Genomic DNA, 21452 nt, shown 5'->3' on the forward strand with positions numbered 1-21452 from the left:
AAGAAGAAAACGCGTGGAAACCCACGCGTTTTCTTCTTTGAACACCTTTCCACAGATTCCTATTTAGACCTTTCCTTGTAATCAGGCGAAGGAACCCCACAAGACCCCGGGGACGGCTCCGTTATTCCAAGGTTCGATTGGCAGCGAGTCTCCGCTCCCTCACTCTATTCACGCTCGATTTTCACTTCGAAAAAGCAGTTAAAATCCGCATCAAACTTGATCGGATTGAGGGAATTAGTTTTACCGAAGGGAGCACACTTATACATAGGCCAATGTTCCATGCGACGACCTCCGGTTGTGGTTCTTGTTTCGCGGAAATTTGTGTTTTCTCCGGCTGCAAAATAACTGGAGGGTACTTCTGTACCTCCCCAGGTCATTTTTCCCTCCGCGAGCCTTAGATTTGTAAATGGTTTGTTTGTCAAATTTTTTTTGCTCCCAAACCTTGGAAAGTTACTCCTTAACTTTAAGTATAATTTTCCCAATATTCTGATTCTCTTCCATATGCGTGTGAGCTTTTCCTACCGTTTCGATAGAAAACGTCGTGTCAATAATAGGCCTTATTTCTCCGCGTTCTAAATAAGGTGTTACGATTTCAGCAAAGTCATGGGTTAAAAGAGCTTTGTATTCATCACTTCTTGGGGTTAGTAATGTCCCTGTTAATTGGATGCACTTTGACATCAAGGTAAATAGGTCTATCTTTTCCAATTCACTTCCGCCCAGTATACCAATAAGGACCCACCGACCTTCTACTTTAATGCTTGCGAGGTTTTTCTCCCAATAATCAGCGCCGATAAAGTCTAAAATCAAGTCTACACCCCTACCATTAGTGGCTTTTAGTATCTCTTCGTCGAATGACTGCTCCTTGTAATTTATAAGTACATCAGCACCAAGTTCTTGGCAGAAGGCAAGCTTTCTTTTAGAACCAGCAGTAACGATAATCTTCGCGTCGCAAAGTTTTTTTGCCAGTTGAATAGCTGCTGTCCCAACTCCACTTGCACCTGCATGAATTAGGACGGTTTCTTGTTTTTGAAGCTTACCGATCCAAAATAACGTTTGGTAAGCAGTTAGGAATACTTCAGGAATGGCGGCCGCTTCTTCAAACGATAAAGACTTAGGAATTTTCATAGCCCGATTAGCTGGCATGACTACATACTCACCGTAACCACCGCCGTTGACGAGACCCATTACCCTATCACCTATAGAAAATGAACTCTCACCGTTGACTTGGACCACTGTACCAGCAATTTCAATGCCTAAGATAGGATTTGTTAAATATCCCATTTTCCCTTCACGCGTTAATATATCTGTGCGATTTACCGCTGCTGCATGAACTCTTATAAGCAATTCTCCCTCTCCAGGTTGGGGATTTGGTAGGTCAACAAGTTCAAGTTGATTTGGACCACCTGCTTTTTTTACTATAACACCTTTCATATTAACATCTCCCTATAGCTCTTGAATTAAGCGATTTTTAGTTCTTGTTTTCACTTTATCTACCCATTTATCTTTCCCTTCTTCAATTCGAATTGAAATTTTAAAAGTAAGAATTTATATATATATTAGTAATGTGTGGTGATAGCTAACATTTTCAAGACACTTTTTTTAGTTTTTTTATTGAAGTTCTTTTAAACCTATAGGTATTCATAAAAATGCTAGTACATATAAAAAATGCTCCGATAATAATATTAAATGTTATCTTCTCCCCAAGTTGTAGCCATCCGAATATAAGACCTAAAATAGGAACAAACATTAATGCCATAGATGCTTTCGAAGCATCCATTTTATTTAGTACCCAATACCAAACTACAAATGTAAAGGCAGTAGAAAATAAACCATTAAATAATGTTGATAAAATTGCTTCATTAGACCACTGGATTGAAGGGTTTGGTTCTAATATTAAAGAGAGAATGAATAAAAATATTGCTCCCATAATAAGTTGCCAGGCAGTCATATGAATGATGTCTTTATTTTTGGAGTTTAGTTTGTTATAAACATTTGCTGATGCCCAACTAAAAGCCGAAATTAATAATAATAACTCTCCAAATACTACTTTTTTATCGAAATTAATAAATTCTATTCCTAAAATAAATAAAAGGCCGATTAGACCAAATATCAATCCAATCATTTTATACATATTAATTTTATCATTTAATTTAAAATGACTAATAATGGTGACAAATATAGGCATTGTGTACACCAAAACAGAAGATTTCCCTGAATCTACAAATTGCATACCATAAGTCATTATTCCCATATAGCCTAAAGGCATTAATAAGCTCATTACCAGATAGGTTTTAAAATTACCTTTACCTATAGAGAGCCTTTTTCTTTGTACTAGGAGGATGATAAATAAAGCAATCGCCCCTATTAATAAACGCAAAGAGGTAAATAAAAATGGGGGTATGTCACTTATGGCTATTTTCATTGTAACCCATGTATATCCCCAAATGAGAGTAACAGAAGTAATGCCTAACAGAACTTTAATCATAATAAAAGCCTCCGCGTTATTATTTTTAATATGTCATTAATAGTATGTTACATCCGTTCATTACTGAAATATATTTTTCACATAAGGTATATAACTAAATGGTTATGACGTATCTCAAATAGGAATAGAAGGGTATCATTATCAATAAAAACTTTTAATTAGCCCATTAAATGCTTTAATGATGTATATTGGGTACAAAAATGAGAGTCAAATGGAAAAGGCTTTACTCAAAATAGATAAATAAGAAAAGGACCAGGAGAGCATTCAGCTATCTTGGTCCTTGTTTGTTCTCTTCTTTTTATTTTTAGTTATAGTAGGAAATCCATACTTCTCTGATTCAGCACGAACGCCTTCTAGTAGTTTCTTTTTCTTTTCATCTGTCATAGTTTTGGCCACCTTTCGTTTGAAATTAGTCTGGCCAATTTACTTTTTTATTATACGTATGACTCCCCTAGCGGCAGCATAATTGAAGATAACTCTAGACCACTAAGTCAGTTACTTAAATTAAAAGCATAAAATGGAGGTGCTCTATGACAACGAAAGGGCAAAGGAAGGTAAGAAGTGATAAGAAGATGGATCTGAAACCTACTCTTACAATCGAGCTGAAGGACGCTATTTATCGGCTATCGTATGTTACCAATACACTAGTTAAAGATGTATCTGCACACCTGTGTGCCGTTGCAATTGATAGTGTTGAAATTATGAAAAGTATAGCTAAACATTTTCAGCGTGACATCCGTAAATAGCACCTTTTATTTAGGTAATACCGCAAATGATAGTGTAGTCTAGACGGAGAAATTCGAATTCATTATAACTTCGAAAATCCGTTTAAAACGCAAATAGAAGACAGTAACCTAGATGGTTAGCTGTCTTCTTTAAAAAGGATTAATTCACTTCTTTTAAAATGAGTTGCGAGACGCACTCGACGTGTTTGGAGTGTATGAACACATTTGGGTTTAATTATATAGTTCTGGTTCCTATTAAGCGTGGTTTTGGGAGGTTTTTAATCATTGTAAGGTAACCTTTCATAAAAGAATGTTATTCAATAATATGGCCCTTTAATGGAGGAAGGCGCATTCCTTATTAAAGAAATGCGCCCGATTGTTTAAGATTACTTTTTCAACTAAGTCCACTGTAATTGAAGTATAGAAACGTTAAAAATTCAGATTTAAGACTTCAATTAGCAACATTGAAATTCGTATTATAAAATGTAAAAAATTTAAATTGTACAATAAATGAGGTAAGAAATATGAATATTGATTATATGTCAGATTTACATTTGGACTTTTATATAGATCCAGAAGGAAATCAGGAAAATTATACGGCTAAAACTCGGGCATTTTTACAAAAGCTCTTACCTGAAAATTTATCAGAAGTGCTTGTACTTGCAGGAGATATTTCACATTTTAATCAGCAATCGTTTGATACACTCCATTTTTTTAGTGAACATTATAAGCAAATCTTCTTTGTTTTTGGTAATCACGATTATTATTTAATTTCAAAGAAGCAACGCCGTAAGTATCATGAAACAAGTAATGAGCGTGAGAAAGAGCTACTAGAAATGGTTACAGCACTGCATAATGTACATGTGTTGCGTGATTTTGCTGTTTTTACTTACAACAGTATTCGATTTGCAGGTTCAACCAGCTGGTATCCGTTAGAAACCTTTGAACAGCAACCCGGATATTATAATCCACTATTAACAGAAAATAGGCTCGTACATATTCAAATGTACAAGCCTATTTGTTGATAAAAATGATATGTTCTCTTACTTATAATTTTATCTAAGTAAATGCTAGTATTCTATCTATTTTAGACAAACTCCTATGAATACTTTTCATATTTGATTCTGCAAGCAATTCTAACATACAATTAACTATATTTTGTGGAATATCAAGCTCACTATCATTTTTGAAATTCAATTTACTTAGATCTTTAAATTGAACATTAGATAGATGATTTATTTTTGAAAAAATATTTATGAAATCTTTATAATAATATTTCATTATCAATAATGTTGAAAATTCTAAAAAAGTAAGATCTATGAAGTCATCTTTATAAATAATTATTAAATCTAATAATTTTTTTAATTCTCTAGGAGAAGTTTTCTTACTAAAAGAAATACTGTTAATCAACACAATAAGTTTAACTATCATTTCATCATCTATTATCTCTGCAAGTATTTCTTTTACATAAGAACTATAGTCAGTATTAATCGGTAATGTTACAAATATATTGATATACTTTTCAACAAATGCAGCACCCAATTTAGTCTGAGTATAACCAGGTTGTTTATAAGGTATCGTTTCCGCTACTACAGGATAAACAATTTCTGGATTAATTGAAAATACAAAGGTGATACCTGGAATATCAATAAAAGCTTCAATTGAAGAGAAAAAATTAATAATTGTTGTATCAGAACATCTATCTAACTCATCGATAATTATTACTAAGCTCTTATTTTTTGAATCAGTTTGTTTTGATATTAAGTCCTTAAAATGATACTCACAATACCAGATGATACTCCTAACAAGCTCGAAGAATCATCAAAATTCTTAATATAATTGGAAAAGAAAGTTGTAACAAAAATAAAAATTGGAACTATAACAGCCCCCCAAAATAATAAACCAGTTTCTTTCCTAATTAAAAGAGATTTATACATGTGCCTTAATTTTTTAAAACGTAATCTTTTATTTGAAAGATACTTATCTGAAATAGAAAGTAACAAAGAATACCAAATTTGTTCTTGATCATCATACTTTGAGGCATTAAATTGGATAACATTGGAATCATCTGTTAGATGCTTTTGAATCAGCCTGAGAAAAGTTGACTTTCCACTTCCCCATTCCCCTAGTAATCCAATACTTAGTTTATCTTTTTTTGTCTGTTGTTCAATTAAATCCGCAATGACTTTTGCTAATTCACTTCTATTAAGGTAGTCGTCATTTAAAGTCTTGGTTGTATTTTTATTTATTTTAACGATATTTTTTTTCAAGAATTCATTTCTTCTGTATGAACCTATTTTTTCATCTAAGATTTTAATTTCTCTTCCAATTTCATTTAATAAATATTGTGGAGAATTCATTTCCCTAATGTATTCTTCTTCTTGGTCAGGATCATAATAATCCTCTTGACTGCCATGCAACGCTTCAATTAAATCGTCTTCTGTTTCTTGAAGTTTCTTTCTTTCCTTTTCTAATTCTTCAATATCGATATTCAAATTTTATATTCCCTCCATAACTAAAATGCATATTTTATTATAACAAAGTCATTGCAAGTATTTGTAAAAAGAAGGTGGAAGATGTAGCTTTAAAATAAAGTTTGCACAAAGATACCTAGTAAAACGTTACTATAGGATTAATATGAAGCAACCATTTTGAAATAAGATAATCAAAATGGTTGCTTCTTTAAGTACTTCAATTGAAAGAATCCAAATAGAGGTGAATTCAAGAAATTCAGTAATTCTTGTATCATTTCTTTTCTTTCTAAATGCAATTATCCCCCCTCTTAGTAACTCTATTAACCTCAGGCAATTTACCTAGCAAAAAAGCATTGGCAAAATCCCTTACCAACGCTTCTTTGTATTTCATTAATATACGTATCATTTGCATATCACAATCTACTACTTTTTAATACGAAATCAGTAGCACCTTATAGAATTTTAATACTATATATATTTAACAATGGCCTTTAATTGTTTTATTTCCAAACACTTTGCAAAGATTAAACGGTGCTTACCTTCTCCTTCAATATAAAGTTCATCTTCTATTGACACCAATATCGGATACCCTACCATTTTGGGATCTGGATTCATTAAAAAAAGCTCAAATTGTGATTTCCCTTTGAACTTATAAAAATTATGTAGTTTCCTTGCCGAGATTTCTAAAGCTTCTAGCCAATTACTAACCTGGTCTGCATCAGGTCTTAACATTCCAATCACTTTATTAACATCTACAATTTCTATCTTTCTTTCTATTTCATCTACTTCAAAATACTTTGCTTTATATGGTAAGGATTCTATTCTCAATTTATCTTCTAGATTTAACTTTAACATTCCCAATTTTTCTTCTAGATTCATATTCATCCTCCTCCATCAAATAACATATCCTAAAATAATTCTAAAAATACAATCCCAAGTATAGCTGATAAAGCTGCCCCCAGTATTAGAGAGATTAGAGCAAATACCCAAAGATCCTTAATTGCATCAAAAATCCCCTGAGGCGTGAATCCGTAGATATGGTACCAATTACTTTTTGTTTTCAAACTTTTATCAATAACTCTTTCAAGTATTGAGTGAAAAATGTCGACTTTTCTAAGTGTTGAACGATGCAATTCAACGTACTTTTGTTCATCAAAAGCCATCGCCTCATCCTTACCACTCAAAAAGTCTTTTTTAGTGATATTATTTAACTCTATTAATTTTTCTAATCGAGGATGATCTGCATAATCGGCATAGATATCTACTAATTTTCTTGCCAAGTCAAATTTTTGTGAATCAGGTATCGAAATAGGTTTTCCTCCCAATACACTAAATCTATGTTCTATGGCTTGAAATCCATAGTTAATATCTCTCATATTCCAGTGAATCCAATTATAGCTTACATGCATTTTAACAAATTTATAAAAATCACCTAGCATAATTTTTTCAAGTTTATCATAATGACTTTCAATTTCTGATAAGTACCCACTTTTTTCTGCAATTTTATGTATCGAAAATGTTTCAGTTTGTCCTGTGTTAAAATACCTAACTGCTATGGAAGTAATTCTAGGTGTTCGTCCATCTTTTATATCATAAAAACTTTCACATGAATAATGGATAATTAATAATTTACCCGAATTATCAACTAAGTTCTGAAGGTCATTTAATGCCTTTTTTCTTTTTATTTGCCTTTGTTTAGTATTAACCATTTTTCACCTCCAAGATATAACCAATAGTATGCCGTGTACGTTGATATTTTTTGGGGATATTTTAAATATAATATAAATCTATATACTTCTTCTTTAATCGATAATAAGCATATTTTTTACCCTTTATAACGGGCTTTATACTTTTTCAACTCTTCAGTACCCTCATAATACTTTGCAAATTTTTTCTAGGTATCCATTATTAAATGTTTCATTACATGATTCTTCATAAATTTTCGCTACCATTCTGAAGTCATTTATACTTTAATTTTAACATAAATATCTATAATTAATATTTACTAACGAAAAATATTGGAATTAATCAAATTAAAAATGCCCCTAAATAATATTAGGGGCATTTTATCTTTAATGGGTATTCAACTTTTTTGTTCAGTACATGACTTTTTTGTAACCTTAACAAAGACCACACTTACAAATGTAGAGTTATGACAAGATTAATTATAGAAACCTTATACAATTTTATAATGATTTTTACCATTTACAATTATTTTGAATAATTCAAAGTGAAAAAAGAAAACCTTGATACAACAAGCATTTTCGCTGTATCAAGGTAAAAATCGATGACATTATTAATTATAATTGAGTGACAAAATTAATTACAAGTTGTGACAAGATTAATTATAACTCACAAAGCCTGTAGCTGCATAAAGTTACTCAACAGTCACCGATTTAGCCAAGTTACGTGGTTTATCCACATCACAGCGACGGTGTAGTGCTGCGTAATAGCTAATTAACTGTAATGGCACTACAGATACAAGTGGTGTTAATAATTCATGAACTTGAGGGATTATTAAACGGTCACCGTCTTCATCTACGCCAGCCATTGCAATAATGCATGGGTATGCTCCACGTGCAGCTACCTCTTTGACATTACCACGGATGTTTAATGCTACTGCTTCTTGTGTGACAATGGCAAACACTGGTGTACCTTCTTCGATTAAGGCAATTGTTCCGTGTTTTAACTCGCCACCTGCGAAGCCTTCTGCTTGGATGTAAGAAATTTCTTTTAGCTTCAAGGCACCCTCAAGGCTTACATAGAAGTCGATGTTACGACCGATGAAGAATGCGTTGCGTGCTATTTTTAAGTAGTCCTCTGCGATATCCTCTAATACATCTTTTGAATCGATAATTGTTTGGATACCATTTGCTGCAATCGCAAGTTCTTGTTTTAAATCGAATTCTAAGCCTTTGCCATTAGCCTTCGCCGTTACATATGCTGTTACAGCAAGTACAGCTACTTGCGCTACATATGCTTTTGTTGAAGCTACTGCAATTTCTGGGCCTGCATGTAATAAAAGCGTATGATCCGCTTCACGTGATAGTGTAGAGCCAGGCACGTTTGTAATTGTTAATGTTGGATAACCAAGCTCTTTAATTTTCACAAGTACTTGACGGCTATCTGCTGTTTCACCTGATTGTGTAATAAAGATAAACAACGGTTTTTCTGAAAGTAATGGCATATTGTAGCCGAACTCACTTGAAATATGAACTTCCACTGGAATACCAGCCATTTTTTCGAAATATTGCTTACCGATTAGACCTGCGTGATAGCTTGTGCCGGCTGCAATAATATATAAACGGTCTGCTGCTTGTAATGCTTCTAAAACATCAGCGTCAATTGTTAATTCACCATTCTCGCCTTCATATGCTTGAATGATTTTACGAATAACCGTTGGCTGCTCATCCATTTCTTTTAACATATAGTGAGGGTACGTACCTTTTTCAATATCGCTCATATCAAGCTCTGCAGTATACGGTGCACGCTCAACTATGGAACCGTCTAATTTTGTAATTTCAACGCTAGCTTTGTGTACGATTACGACCTCTTTATCGTGTAGCTCCACATATTGATCTGTTACCTGTAGCATCGCCATCGCATCTGAAGCTACAACATTGAAGCCTTCACCAACACCTACTAAAAGTGGAGATTTGTTTTTCGCAACGAAAATTGTATCAGCCGTTTCTGCATCTAAAAGAGCTAATGCGTAAGAGCCGTGTAATAAAGATAAAGTTTTACGGAACGCCTCAGCCGTACTTAAACCTTCTTTCACAAATAACTCTACTAATTGCACGATGACCTCTGTGTCTGTATCAGATTTCATCGGAATACCTTTTAAATATGTTTTTTGTAATAAATGATAGTTTTCAATAACCCCATTGTGCACTAGCGTAAAACGTCCTGACGTACTTTGGTGTGGGTGTGCATTCAAACGGTTTGGCACACCATGAGTTGCCCAACGTGTATGACCAATACCCACTTTTGCAGCAACGTCCTCGTCCACTGCGTCACGTAAATCTGCAATACGACCCTTTTCTTTGAAGACTGTTACGCCATCTTCATTACGTACTGCAATACCCGCTGAGTCATAGCCACGGTACTCTAGTTTCTCTAAACCTTTTAATAAGATTTCCTTAGCATCTGATTCACCAATATATCCTACAATTCCACACATAAATTTCTTGTCCTCCGATATTGTCAATTTGACGCAATGACAAACTAGACCTCAACCTATCGATTTTTTTGTGAATGTAAAAGCTATGCTTATTTTTTAAAAAAATAAGCGCAATTAATACATACACATGCTTAGCACTCATTCAGCCATCTGAATAGTAACCATTCGATACATGAGGTTTCTCTATTTATCTATTGCTTTAACTATACCTTCTCCATTTTCTGTACATTCGATCACTCAAATGCTTTCAAAATGAAAAGTGACAATCGGGTATGTCGATTGGGAGGCATCCGCCGAATTTTCGATAAACCTCCACCTCGTCTGCTGAAGATAGTTTCGTCCAATTTCTTCAGCTCAGGCGCTATAATTGTTTTCCGATTTTGCGCTTTCTTCCCTCCTTATGCGCTCTCGTTAAATGATAAGGTTGGACCTCATATTCAACTTCTCCATCATACTCAATCATATGCTGTACGTCAAATTTTCGTTATAAAAAACACCTATTTATCCTACTTTTTAGTGACGAAAAGTAGACAAATAATCTGCTATAAAGGAATATCTAGAAATTCTTATTAAAAATATGATGCTTTCTCTCTTAGATCAGCAACAAATATTTTCTGTTATGGATTTGTTTTGAACAGACCGAAGATTAAAATCCCATTTTTTAATCGCTTGACAAAGCCGCTACTTAGCAATACTATATACAGTACTTAGCAACACTTAGTACAGGTAAAGCTAAGCCTGGGGGTGAGATCGTGGATAATCTGAGTGAAATGCTCAAAGGAGTTTTAGAAGGTATTGTATTAGAAATCATCAGCCGTGGTGAAATTTATGGTTATGAGATTGTCAAATATCTCACGCAAATGGGGTTCGAGGGCATAGCTGAAGGAACTGTTTATGCGTTACTTATGCGGTTAGAAAGAAATCGTCTTGTCAATATTGTCAAAAAACCATCTGAAATGGGTCCACCAAGGAAATTTTATACGCTTAATGAACAAGGGCGAGAAAAATTGATGTCCTTCTGGGCTAAATGGGGTTTTTTAAGTAGTCGTATTGAAATTTTAAGAAATAATGGAGGGAACAAGCATGAGCTTTAGTCGTGAAATGCAGGAGAGAATTAATCGTTTTTCGAAAGAACAATCCCAGAATTATTTGCAGGACGCTGAAATGACTTATATGGAAAAGTTGCGCAAGAAAAGTGGGCAAACTAAACGTAAAATCGACCAGCAGCTGTCCAAGTTTAAAGGGCGTTCCGATCAGGGCCGAGAGGCGCAAGACGACATGATACTATATATGAGCGATTATATGAATGATTTGATGTCACAAGGTTTTACGGAGCAGGAAGCTTTTAATAAGGCTAGCGAGGAATTGAAATTCGCTAGTAACTCTGAGCAATCTGAGGATTTAAATGAACGCTTCCAGCAATATTACGAAAATCGTGATCCCGCAGATTATGAGGCGATCGGGTTATTTTATGGTGGCTTCCTGTTTTTAGGATTAGGTATCGGCGGATTAAGTGGTTTTCTAACTGGCGGTGGATATGAAGCTTTTTTTGACAGAGGCTGGATTGACACGGCAATCGGCGCTGGTGTTGGCATTATCATTGGTATCGGACTTGGGCAAATTACCAATGCTATTATATCGTTGAAAAAAAAGTAGAATTGTTGTAATTAATTTTAACATAAAAGGCACAGGTAAATTCACTTGTGCCTTTTATGCTTAGCCTTCTTTACTCTCCAATAATTTTACAATTTCTCGATTAAATGCAGGTAGATCCTCCGGTGTGCGACTCGTTACTAATTGTTTTTGGCAAACAAACACTTCCTCGTCATGGAATATCGCACCTGCATTTTCTAAATCTACTCGAATTGATTTGTAGCCAGTTGCGTCACGACCATTTAATGTTTTTGCTGTTATGAGTAATTGAGGTCCATGACAAATAGCAAAGGTTGGTTTCATATCGTCCATAAACTCCTTTACAAATGCCACAATACGATCATCTACGCGTAATATATCAGGAGAAAAACCGCCTGGGATGAACAATGCATCAAATTCTGAAGCATTTACCTCATCGATCCCTTTATCAATCTTTACTTTCTCTCCATTCTTACCTTCTACCTCAATGCCTGCTGTCGTATCAATCGTTATTAGTTCATGACCTGCCGCTTCTAATGCTCCTTTTGGACTCGTATATTCAGCGTCCTCAAACATATTGGTAATCACTGTAGCAATTTTAGCCATTGCAATACAACACTCCTTGTCATTGTGACTCTGTACTACTGTTCCCATTCTCTTCGAAAACATTCATTTTTCCGTTGGCAGAGCTTTCAATAATTAAGGTTATGTTTTCTATCCATCACTTTCATTTATACGGAACCAAAAAAATAAAAAACTCGACCTCCTATTAAAGGAAATCGAGTTAACTCTTCATTCAGTAGGTGTTTATCACCCACTATTGAAGAGTTATTATTTATTCTGTTAAGCCCATTTCAGTACGTACAACATCTGCTATACGCTCTACGTAATGTTCGCAGTCTTCCTTTGTCGCCGCTTCCACCATTACTCGTACAAGAGGCTCAGTACCAGAAGGACGCACTAACACGCGACCGTTACCAGCCATATCTGCTTCTACCTCAGCAATCACTGCAGCAACTTTTGCATTTTCCGTCACAGCATGCTTGTCTGTTACACGTACGTTGACTAAACGCTGTGGGAAAATTTTCATTTCAGAAGCAAGCTCTGACAGTTTTTTACCTGTAGATTTCATAATGTTGACAATCTGAATACCAGTTAATAAGCCATCACCAGTTGTGTTAAAGTCTAAGAAAACAATATGACCAGATTGCTCGCCACCTAGATTATAATCATTAGCACGCATTTCTTCCACGACATAACGATCACCTACAGCTGTTTGTACACTATGCATATTATTATCTTCAACAGCTTTATAGAAGCCCATGTTACTCATAACCGTCGAAACGATTGTTTGCTTTTTCAAGCGACCAACTGCATTCAAATGCTTCCCAATGATGAACATAATTTGATCACCATCAACAATTTTACCATTTTCATCTACTGCGATTAAACGATCACCATCGCCATCGAATGCTAAACCAACATCAGCACCCTTTTCTGTGACAAATTTAGCTAACCCTTCTGGATGTGTTGAGCCGACACCGTCATTAATGTTTAAACCTGTTGGTGAGGCACCCATCGTTGAGATATCCGCTTCTAAATCTGCAAATAGGTGTGTAGCTAGTGAAGACGTAGCACCATGCGCACAATCTAATGCTACATGGATGCCATCAAATTCTTCAGTCACTGTTTGTTTTAAGTATTGAATATATTTTTGTCCACCCTCGAAGTAGTCGCTCACAGAACCTAAATCAGCCCCGATTGGACGTGGCAATGTATCTTCTTGTGCATCTAATATTGCTTCGATTTCGGCTTCTTGCGCATCTGTTAGCTTAAAGCCATCAGGACCGAAAAATTTAATACCATTGTCAGCAACTGGGTTATGTGAAGCTGAAATCATGACGCCTGCATTTGCGCTCATAATTCGAGTAAGGTAAGCCACACCTGGTGTCGAAATAACACCAAGACGCATTACCTCTACCCCGATTGATAAAAGACCCGCTACAAGTGCACCTTCAAGCATTTCACCTGAAATACGTGTGTCACGACCAATTAAAACCTTTGGACGGTCAGTTGCATCTTTCGTTAAAACGTAGCCACCTACGCGACCAAGTTTAAATGCAAGCTCCGGTGTTAATTCACTATTCGCGACGCCACGGACGCCATCTGTTCCAAAATATTTACCCATTTTGATTATTCTCTCCTTCAATGCAAGACGGTAGTCACGCTTGTCTACGCTGACAACTAGACCGCTCGTCTGCTTACTTTTGGAAAAGTCTATTTTCGTTCATTCCTTGGTAACTATTAATTTATGCCCCCATGTAATTTATCTGGACTTGTAAATCGGCACAGATAAATTTAGCATAGGGTATTTTGATTTTAGCCTGAGCAACTTTTTTTTGTTAATGTTATCAATTATGCCTCGGCATAATTGTGTCCGGAATCGGCTTTGTGCTTGCACAAAGAATTCCTTTCCGATTTCCGTGACATCCGCCGGAGGCTTTAACTTCTTTCAGCGGATGTTTGTACACCCTCTGAAAAGCAACTAAAACCCGCATTCATCTCACCACCTATAGAGGTGGGAGACTCTGTACCTGTCGCTACGCTTTCGGTACAGAAAATAATTGCTGAAAGAAGTTAAACCCGAAAATGAATACCCTTACCGATAGAGAACGAAATCTCTACTGAATCAAAATAAAATTATAGTCAGTTATTGTTTAAGAATCAATATCTTCTGTTTTCTCAGTAGGCGACGTATTGTTCTCAGAAGGAGTGCTAGAATCCTCCGAAGGGTTCGAAGGAGTAGGTGTAGGAGTAGTAGGAGTAGTCGTTGTTGTTGTTTTTTCCTGCTCTACCTTCGTAATATCTGCTTTCACATTAATTTTTGGTTCAGATATTTTTGTCACACCTTCTGGTAATTTTACATCAAATTCATAAGTTTTTGATTCTGTAATTTTTGACAGGTCAACCTCTAGTGGTATTGCAGCTAAAGCATCTATGATAGACTTTCTACCGTATACTCTCACCTTTGTAGGACTTAATGTTAATTGGTTGACAGTAATACCATTCGCCGCTTTCCCTATTTCCTTCAGCACAACAGGCAACTCTCTGCTGTATGCTCCAATATCTACTTGTACCTTCACAGTTCCCGGTTCAATCGTCACGTCTAACTTATTTAAATCGCGATCTAGTACTTTAACTGCCGCTACCTGTGAGAACGGTTCTTTCAACCCTTGTTCACCCGTTACAGTAGCTTTTACATAGCTAATGCTTTCAATTGCACTTTTGGCACCTGTAACATACACCGTAGCTGGATTAGCAGTCATGCCGTTTAAAATATATCCTTCTTCAATTAAACGATTACTCATCTCAGGATCAACACGGAACTCTTGTGTGACCTTTTCTTCAATGTTTACATTTACAGTTGCAGGGTCTAATGTAACTTGCAATTTATCAGAGATATTTTCGTATTGTAGTTTAACATTATGCTTACCTATAAGTAATTTACTCAAATCCACAAATACAGAAAAATCTTTCGTTGCCTTTGTTTGTAAAACAAGTGGCATTGGACCTTTTATTGTAACATCTACTGTCTTTGGTATCCCTGTTACAATGAGGTTCTTATCGTCATAAAAAACATCTACCGGTACATCGCGAATTACCTCTGTTTGCTCACTCGTTATTGTTTTATTTGTAGGAGATAATTCGGTACGCACGGAGAAAAATAACAACAAGGCTAAAAATAGTGCGATGATTCGTAACACCCATGGGCTATCCATCATTTTATCCATTCTTTTTCCCCCTCCAAGTTAACTTAGAGGCTGCATTTGATTCCTGTGCTGATCCAAACCACATTTTACGTAACAGTTCCTCGAATTCCTCTAAAGAAAGATTCCGATGCAAATTACCATTTAGTGTAATACTAATAGCACCAGTTTCCTCTGATACGACAATAGTAATGGCATCTGTCACTTCACTTAATCCAAGTGCAGCACGGTGGCGTGTCCCAAGCTCTTTTGAGATAAACGGACTCTCAGAAAGCGGTAAATAACAAGCTGCTGCCGATATTTTATCTTTCTGCATGATAACTGCCCCATCATGAAGCGGTGTATTAGGTATAAAAATGTTGATAAGTAACTCAGATGAAATCTCAGCATTTAGACCTATGCCCGTTTCGATATATTCATTTAGACCAGTTTCTTTTTCAATAGAAATTAACGCCCCTATACGACGTTTGGCCATATAACTAACAGATTTCTTCATAGCTTCAACAAGCCTTGTTTGTTCTTCCTCGACTTGACTAATTGAACGCTGGAATAACTTCCCTCTACCAATTTGTTCAAGACCACGTCTTATTTCAGGTTGGAAAATGATAATAATTGCCAAGAAACCGAACTCGATGACTTGTTTTAGCATCCAACCTAACGTTTCTAACCCTAAAAAGTCTGTAACAAGGCGCGCAATAATAATTACGAAAATTCCTTTTAATAATTGGACAGCCTTCGTACCTTTAATGAGGGTTAAAATTTTATAAACAACGTACCATACGAGCAGTACATCTAATAAGTTAATAACAATATTCACAGGTGTTAAATTAGCGAAATGTTCGATAATTTGCACGTGGCATCCCCCACTTTTCATTGCGAATCCATACACATTTAAGTATAGCACATTCTTAACAAATGTAACTTTTTTCAAATAAAAAGTCTACTCAAAAGAGTAGACCTTTCAGCCTCTCACGTGCACTATCTATTAGGACGTATAGAGTGTTATTTAGTTGCTTGCTTCTCCTCGAATGTTACAGCAGATTTCACTGAATTTTTAATCGTATACCAAAGCCATTCGAATACTTCGTCAATTTCTTCTATTTTTCCTGAAACAACTGCCGAAGATGCCATATACTGTCCATTAATAACAGTGACATTGCCATCTACTTCACCCTCAACAATTAAATCACCATTTTTAACAACAATATCGCCTTTTACAACTTCTCCCTTCGGCACAATAACCGTTTGACCTTCAACAACTAGGTTTGGCTGTTTGGTCACGGAGAACTGTTTGTCATCCATGAAACTACCTAGTAAAGTTGCACTCATGAATAGACAAAAAACTGCTGCTGCCACAAAGAATGGATGCCGGCGAATCCACTTTTGCATGCCTACACGACTTTTGGGTTTCGGTAAACGAGCCATCACGGCTTCTTCAAAATACGGAGGCGCTGTAATGTGGGAAGCACTCTTCACAAAGGCGATTGTTTCACTTAATTCCTGCATCAATTGTTTACAATCACTGCATGTATGCAAATGTCGTTTTAACTCTTGCTCATGCTCACGACTAATGTCACCATCTAAATAATCATGGATATAGTCTATTACATGCTCTGGACAAGTATTCATGACGCTTCCCTCCTACAGATTGTTTAATTGCTTACGTAATGCTTCACGTCCGCGGTGAATCCGCGTTTTCACCGTTCCAAGAGGCATATCTAAAATCTCGCTAATTTCCTGTAATGATAATTCTTCAATATATTTCAATACTATAACTGAACGATATTTATCCGGCAAACGTCCAATCTCATATTGAATGCGATCTTGCAATTCCATTTGCTCTATTTGTTCCTCCGGTAGCTGGTCATCTGCTGCGATCTGCGAATACATATCGAGCCCTTCTGTACCAGCTACTTCCGCATCTAAATAGTAATCCGGCTTTTTCTTCCGGATACGGTCTATACAAAGGTTTGTCGCTATGCGATAAAGCCACGTTGAAAATTTTCTTTTTTGATCAAAAGTATGCAAGTTCATATAGGCACGAACAAACGCTTCTTGTGCAATATCCTCAGATTCTTGTTTGTTCCCTAACATCCTATAGCATACTTGGTACAGTTTGTGCTGATAGAGACTCACAATATCTGCAAATGCGTTTTGATCGCCTTTAAGCACTTGTTTTATTTTCTTGTTTACTAACGCATCCATTGTGTTGATTTCTCCACCTTTACAACTGTCTTATACTTTACGGCCCATCGATAAGAAAAGTTTCATTTTGTTATTAATTATAGCAAAAGATTTTTATACATTGTGGCAATAGGCAATTTTTTGTCAAATTTCTTTAAACTAGGGTTTCACCAAATAAGGAGCCCATTAACGCTACCGCAACATCAGCTGTTCTATTCTTTTCATCTAAAATTGGATTAACTTCAACAAATTCAGCAGATGTTAGCATACCTGATTCCTGAAGCATCTCCATCGCCAAATGGCTTTCTCGATATGTAATACCACCAGGTACAGGTGTCCCAACTCCTGGAGTATAAAGTGGGTCTAACCCATCTAAATCAAGTGATAGATGCAAACCATCTACATTACGCTCTTTTAAATAAGCAAGAGCGTCTTCTATTACACGTGTCATTCCAAGACGATCTACCTCGTGCATTGTATACACTTTGATTCCTTGCTGACTTATTAATTCACGTTCTCCTGGATCTACGGAGCGTGCTCCAATAATAATGACGTTTTCAGGTTTAAGTTTTGGTACATCATTACTAATTTTCACTAAGCGTTCATGACCGAGCCCAATGCTAACAGCTAACGGCATACCATGTATATTGCCAGACGGTGTCGTTTCAGGTGTGTTTAGGTCAGCATGCGCGTCAAACCAAATAACACCTAAATTTTTATAATGCTCACCAAGCCCTGCAAGTGTGCCAATAGCAATGCTATGGTCGCCACCAAGTACAAGCGGAAACTCCTTTTGTTCAATTGCTTCATTTACACTGTTTGCTAAGGATGTACTTACATCGATAACTTCTTCTAAATTAAGTAGCTGTTTATCAACAATAGTGCCTTCTTGCTTTTGACTAACACGTATATCCCCTTGATCATGTACTACATGCCCAATAGCTTCTAAGCGTTCTACAACACCTGCGTAACGGATAGCACTTGGCCCCATATCTACCCCTCTGCGAGTTTGCCCATAATCAGTTGGTACCCCAATAATAGAAATATTTAGTTTATTCATCTTTTCATACCCCCTTTAAGTTATAAGACTATTGTAAAGCCTATATCCTCTCTGGCTCAACCTTACAATTTTATGAATATTTATACAATTAAAAAGAATATAAAAAAATCTCCTGCTGTTTTCAGCAAGAGATTAGTATCTGTAGTTAATGTTACACTTTTGAATATGCTTTATTCTATAAAAGTGAGCCATGAAGGACTCGAACCTTCGACCCTCTGATTAAAAGTCAGATGCTCTACCAACTGAGCTAATGGCTCAAAAAATAAAAATGGCTGGGGTACTAGGATTCGAACCTAGGCATGACGGAATCAAAATCCGTTGCCTTACCGCTTGGCTATACCCCAATCATTTATAAAAAAACTGGTGGAGGGGGACGGATTCGAACCGCCGAACCCTAAGGAGCGGATTTACAGTCCGCCGCGTTTAGCCACTTCGCTACCCCTCCGAAATAACACATTATGGTGGAGGATGACGGGCTCGAACCGCCGACCCTCTGCTTGTAAGGCAGATGCTCTCCCAGCTGAGCTAATCCTCCATAGAAACAGGTGTTTATTTCTTCACAGTTTATTTTCTTTTTAAGCCTTTGCATTACTACATTGCTTTAAAAATGGTGACCCCTACGGGATTCGAACCCGTGTTACCGCCGTGAAAGGGCGGTGTCTTAACCGCTTGACCAAGGGGCCATTTCTTATGTCTCAAACAAGACAATATTTATATTAACATTACTTTCTTTTCAATGCAACACTTTTTTATAATTTATTATATGTATAACATCATTATCTTAAAAATGGGCAAAAAAATGGCTCCGAAGGCAGGACTCGAACCTGCGACAACCTGATTAACAGTCAGGTGCTACTACCAACTGAGCTACTTCGGAACAGTACTATTCAATTTGGTTTTTAAAACCTCTTCAATACATTTATTATTATAGCAAGCATTATAAATTATGCAATACTTTTTATGAAAATTATTATATTTTTTGTCGAAACTTTCCTGTATATTAACCAAAAACCTAATAGTTCTCTATTAAATCTAATATTTCTATTTTATGTACAGAATATTCTTGCTGTATATTATTGTAATTGTTAAAATGAAAATAGTTTTATGAATTTTCTATTAAATTTATTTGGGGGGAGGAATGTTCACATGGTAACAAATGATTTAATTGCACCAGAATTTTATAATATTACAGAGGAATTGGAGAAATTTTCCCACGATAGCGATCGTCAAGCAATACGATGGTTAAATACTCAACAGGATCGCAGAACAATTTCCTATGTTGAACTTGTTCAAAAAATGAATCAATACGCGCATGCCTTGACGAAGAAGGGGCTTCAAAAAGGAGATCGCGTATTAGTTATTATTCCACGTCTGCCTGAGGCTTATTTTGTCTTCCTTGGCTGTCTAAAGGCTGGAATTGTTCCTATTTCATGTTCAGAAATGTTACGTGCAAGTGATTTAGAGTATCGTATGGAGCACTCTTCTGCAAGGGCAGTAATTACGTATGAAGCGTTCACTAGTGAGGTAGATCGTATTACTTCTTCAGTAGAGGCTTTAAATAATAAATTGGTTATAGGTACTGTTACAGGTGATTGGACATCTTTAGATAAATTGGCAAGTACACAACCAGATACATTTACTGCTGCTGCTACTAAAAGAGACGATATGGCATTTCTTTCTTATACATCTGGCACCACTGGCAAGCCAAAAGGTGTTGTCCATTCACATGGATGGGGATATGCACATATTAGAACCGCCGCTTCTCAATGGCTTTGTGTACGTGAAGGTGACTTAGTTTGGGCTACTGCAGCTCCAGGGTGGCAAAAATGGATTTGGAGCCCATTTTTATCGACTATTATGCTGGGCGCAACTGCATTTGTATACCACGGAGGATTTGATGCAAAAACATACCTTCAACTGCTTCAAGATGAAAAGGTCAATGTTTTATGCTGTACTCCAACGGAATATCGAATTATGGCGAAGCTTGATAATTTAAAAGACTATAATCTATCATCTCTACGTAGCGCTGTTTCTGCTGGTGAACCATTAAATCGACCAGTTATCGAAACATTTATGAACAACTTTGGTCTTAAAGTGCGCGATGGCTATGGCCAAACGGAAAATACTTTATTAATCGGCACACTTGAACATACTGAGTTACGTCCGGGTTCAATGGGTGTTCCTACCCCAGGCAATATTGTCCGTATTATAGATCATGAAGGCAACGAGGCACCGATTGGAGAAGTTGGAGATATTGCAGTACACAAATCATCTCCTGCTCTATTTAAAGAGTACTATCGTGAGCCTGAACGTACACAAGCTGCCTTCCGTGGAGATTGGTATATTACTGGTGACCAAGCTAAATGCGATGAAGACGGCTATTTCTGGTTTGAAGGTCGAGGAGATGACATCATTATTTCATCAGGCTATACAATTGGACCATTTGAGGTAGAGGATGCTTTAAATAAACATGAGGCTGTCCAAGAATGTGCTGTAGTCGCAGCACCAGATGAAATTAGAGGGCATATTGTTAAAGCCTTTGTCATTTTGCGAGAAAGCTACAGAGATCGTGATGAGGACGAGTTAACAAAAGAACTACAGGAGCACGTTAAAGCATTAACAGCACCTTATAAATATCCTCGTAGTATTGTCTTTATTGATGAACTACCAAAAACAACTTCTGGTAAGATTCGTCGTATAGAGCTACGAGCAGCAACTGTATAAAATATAGTAAAGAGACATTTCACCAATCACTTGGTTGAAATGTCTCCTTTATATATATTGCTATTATTATATTCTTTTGGATATAAAAAAAAGCCACTACTGAGTTTGTCAGCAGCGACTTTTTGCGCCTAGCGACGTCCTACTCTCACAGGGGGAAGCCCCCAACTACCATCGGCGCTAAAGAGCTTAACTTCCGTGTTCGGTATGGGAACGGGTGTGAC

General features: G+C 36.3%; 20 protein-coding genes, 6 tRNA genes and 1 rRNA gene. 5 read left to right on the top strand and 22 right to left on the bottom strand.

Translation table 11 applies throughout. The features are described from left to right. Positions 1 to 164: 164 nt before the first annotated feature. The 3 genes from ABH968_RS25410 to ABH968_RS25420 all read right to left on the bottom strand — a co-directional run bounded on the left by ABH968_RS25410 (position 165) and on the right by ABH968_RS25420 (position 2485). A complete protein-coding gene (locus ABH968_RS25410) occupies positions 165 to 422 on the bottom strand; it encodes a hypothetical protein (RefSeq protein ID WP_328203627.1) in 258 nt (85 codons plus the stop codon). Positions 423 to 450: 28 nt separating this feature from the next. Continuing rightward, complete coding sequence (locus ABH968_RS25415) at positions 451 to 1431, bottom strand: NAD(P)H-quinone oxidoreductase (protein ID WP_076065154.1); 981 nt, start codon at positions 1429 to 1431, stop codon at positions 451 to 453. 154 nt (positions 1432 to 1585) lie between these two features. After that, positions 1586 to 2485: a DMT family transporter gene (locus tag ABH968_RS25420; RefSeq protein ID WP_038190414.1), complete on the bottom strand. Its 900-nt coding sequence runs from the start codon at positions 2483 to 2485 to the stop codon at positions 1586 to 1588. 530 nt (positions 2486 to 3015) lie between these two features. Between ABH968_RS25420 and ABH968_RS25425 the strand changes: the two genes are divergently transcribed. Both ABH968_RS25425 and ABH968_RS25430 read left to right on the top strand, forming a co-directional pair. After that, positions 3016 to 3231 carry a hypothetical protein gene (locus tag ABH968_RS25425; protein WP_107951157.1) on the top strand — a complete coding sequence of 72 codons (216 nt, stop codon included), beginning with the start codon at positions 3016 to 3018 and terminating at the stop codon, positions 3229 to 3231. 503 nt (positions 3232 to 3734) lie between these two features. Next, positions 3735 to 4235 (top strand): metallophosphoesterase, encoded by a 501-nt coding sequence (locus tag ABH968_RS25430; protein ID WP_370048501.1) that lies wholly within the window; start codon positions 3735 to 3737, stop codon positions 4233 to 4235. Between the two features lie 34 nt (positions 4236 to 4269). Here the strand turns inward: ABH968_RS25430 and ABH968_RS25435 are convergent, their stop codons facing one another. The 5 genes from ABH968_RS25435 to glmS all read right to left on the bottom strand — a co-directional run bounded on the left by ABH968_RS25435 (position 4270) and on the right by glmS (position 9864). Beyond that, complete coding sequence (locus ABH968_RS25435) at positions 4270 to 5007, bottom strand: P-loop NTPase fold protein (RefSeq protein WP_370048530.1); 738 nt, start codon at positions 5005 to 5007, stop codon at positions 4270 to 4272. After that, positions 4971 to 5705 (bottom strand): P-loop NTPase fold protein, encoded by a 735-nt coding sequence (locus ABH968_RS25440; protein ID WP_370048503.1) that lies wholly within the window; start codon positions 5703 to 5705, stop codon positions 4971 to 4973. The genes ABH968_RS25435 and ABH968_RS25440 overlap by 37 nt, the downstream gene beginning before the upstream one ends. 447 nt (positions 5706 to 6152) lie before the next feature. Further along, positions 6153 to 6563, bottom strand: a complete 411-nt coding sequence (locus ABH968_RS25445) for a hypothetical protein (RefSeq protein WP_370048505.1) — start codon at positions 6561 to 6563, stop codon at positions 6153 to 6155. Positions 6564 to 6592: 29 nt separating this feature from the next. After that, positions 6593 to 7393, bottom strand: coding sequence for a hypothetical protein (locus ABH968_RS25450; RefSeq protein ID WP_370048506.1), 801 nt, complete (start codon positions 7391 to 7393; stop codon positions 6593 to 6595). Positions 7394 to 8061: 668 nt separating this feature from the next. Further along, positions 8062 to 9864 (bottom strand): glutamine--fructose-6-phosphate transaminase (isomerizing), encoded by a 1803-nt coding sequence (gene glmS, locus ABH968_RS25455; RefSeq protein ID WP_370048508.1) that lies wholly within the window; start codon positions 9862 to 9864, stop codon positions 8062 to 8064. Between the two features lie 752 nt (positions 9865 to 10616). Here glmS and ABH968_RS25460 point away from each other — a divergent pair. Then, positions 10617 to 10958 carry a PadR family transcriptional regulator gene (locus tag ABH968_RS25460; RefSeq protein ID WP_370048510.1) on the top strand — a complete coding sequence of 114 codons (342 nt, stop codon included), beginning with the start codon at positions 10617 to 10619 and terminating at the stop codon, positions 10956 to 10958. Then, entirely contained in the window at positions 10948 to 11520 is a 573-nt protein-coding gene (locus tag ABH968_RS25465; protein WP_370048511.1) for a hypothetical protein, read from the top strand. Before ABH968_RS25460 ends, ABH968_RS25465 begins: the two co-directional genes overlap by 11 nt. Positions 11521 to 11580: 60 nt before the next feature. On the opposite strand, the gene ABH968_RS25470 is transcribed toward ABH968_RS25465, so the two are convergent. The 13 genes from ABH968_RS25470 to ABH968_RS25530 all read right to left on the bottom strand — a co-directional run bounded on the left by ABH968_RS25470 (position 11581) and on the right by ABH968_RS25530 (position 19384). After that, on the bottom strand, positions 11581 to 12102 hold the full coding sequence (locus tag ABH968_RS25470; protein ID WP_370048512.1) for a type 1 glutamine amidotransferase domain-containing protein: 522 nt from the start codon (positions 12100 to 12102) through the stop codon (positions 11581 to 11583). Positions 12103 to 12331: 229 nt separating this feature from the next. Continuing rightward, entirely contained in the window at positions 12332 to 13684 is a 1353-nt protein-coding gene (glmM, locus tag ABH968_RS25475) for a phosphoglucosamine mutase (RefSeq protein ID WP_370048513.1), read from the bottom strand. A gap of 529 nt (positions 13685 to 14213) precedes the next feature. Continuing rightward, positions 14214 to 15287: a CdaR family protein gene (locus tag ABH968_RS25480; protein ID WP_370048514.1), complete on the bottom strand. Its 1074-nt coding sequence runs from the start codon at positions 15285 to 15287 to the stop codon at positions 14214 to 14216. Next, complete coding sequence (gene cdaA, locus ABH968_RS25485) at positions 15280 to 16116, bottom strand: diadenylate cyclase CdaA (protein ID WP_370048516.1); 837 nt, start codon at positions 16114 to 16116, stop codon at positions 15280 to 15282. Before cdaA ends, ABH968_RS25480 begins: the two co-directional genes overlap by 8 nt. A 149-nt stretch (positions 16117 to 16265) precedes the next feature. Then, complete coding sequence (locus ABH968_RS25490) at positions 16266 to 16892, bottom strand: zf-HC2 domain-containing protein (RefSeq protein ID WP_370048518.1); 627 nt, start codon at positions 16890 to 16892, stop codon at positions 16266 to 16268. A 12-nt stretch (positions 16893 to 16904) separates the two neighbouring features. Next, complete coding sequence (gene sigW, locus ABH968_RS25495; RefSeq protein ID WP_370048520.1) at positions 16905 to 17468, bottom strand: RNA polymerase sigma factor SigW; 564 nt, start codon at positions 17466 to 17468, stop codon at positions 16905 to 16907. Between the two features lie 133 nt (positions 17469 to 17601). After that, on the bottom strand, positions 17602 to 18507 hold the full coding sequence (gene rocF, locus ABH968_RS25500) for an arginase (RefSeq protein ID WP_370048521.1): 906 nt from the start codon (positions 18505 to 18507) through the stop codon (positions 17602 to 17604). A gap of 184 nt (positions 18508 to 18691) precedes the next feature. Next, positions 18692 to 18764: transfer RNA gene (locus ABH968_RS25505), tRNA-Lys, on the bottom strand. Positions 18765 to 18776: 12 nt separating this feature from the next. Beyond that, positions 18777 to 18851: transfer RNA gene (locus tag ABH968_RS25510), tRNA-Gln, on the bottom strand. Positions 18852 to 18868: 17 nt separating this feature from the next. Next, positions 18869 to 18952: transfer RNA gene (locus tag ABH968_RS25515), tRNA-Tyr, on the bottom strand. Between the two features lie 14 nt (positions 18953 to 18966). Beyond that, positions 18967 to 19042, bottom strand: a tRNA-Val gene (locus ABH968_RS25520). 73 nt (positions 19043 to 19115) lie between these two features. Continuing rightward, positions 19116 to 19190: transfer RNA gene (locus ABH968_RS25525), tRNA-Glu, on the bottom strand. 117 nt (positions 19191 to 19307) lie between these two features. Next, positions 19308 to 19384 (bottom strand) — tRNA-Asn (locus ABH968_RS25530). Between the two features lie 269 nt (positions 19385 to 19653). On the opposite strand from ABH968_RS25530, the gene mbcS reads away from it, so the two are divergent. After that, positions 19654 to 21231, top strand: a complete 1578-nt coding sequence (mbcS, locus tag ABH968_RS25535) for an acyl-CoA synthetase MbcS (protein WP_370048523.1) — start codon at positions 19654 to 19656, stop codon at positions 21229 to 21231. Between the two features lie 126 nt (positions 21232 to 21357). Here mbcS and rrf read toward each other — a convergent pair. After that, positions 21358 to 21452 (bottom strand): 5S ribosomal RNA (rrf, locus tag ABH968_RS25540); the annotation flags it as partial.

The organism is Lysinibacillus sp. RC79 (assembly GCF_041262405.1).
GTDB lineage: Bacteria > Bacillota > Bacilli > Bacillales_A > Planococcaceae > Lysinibacillus.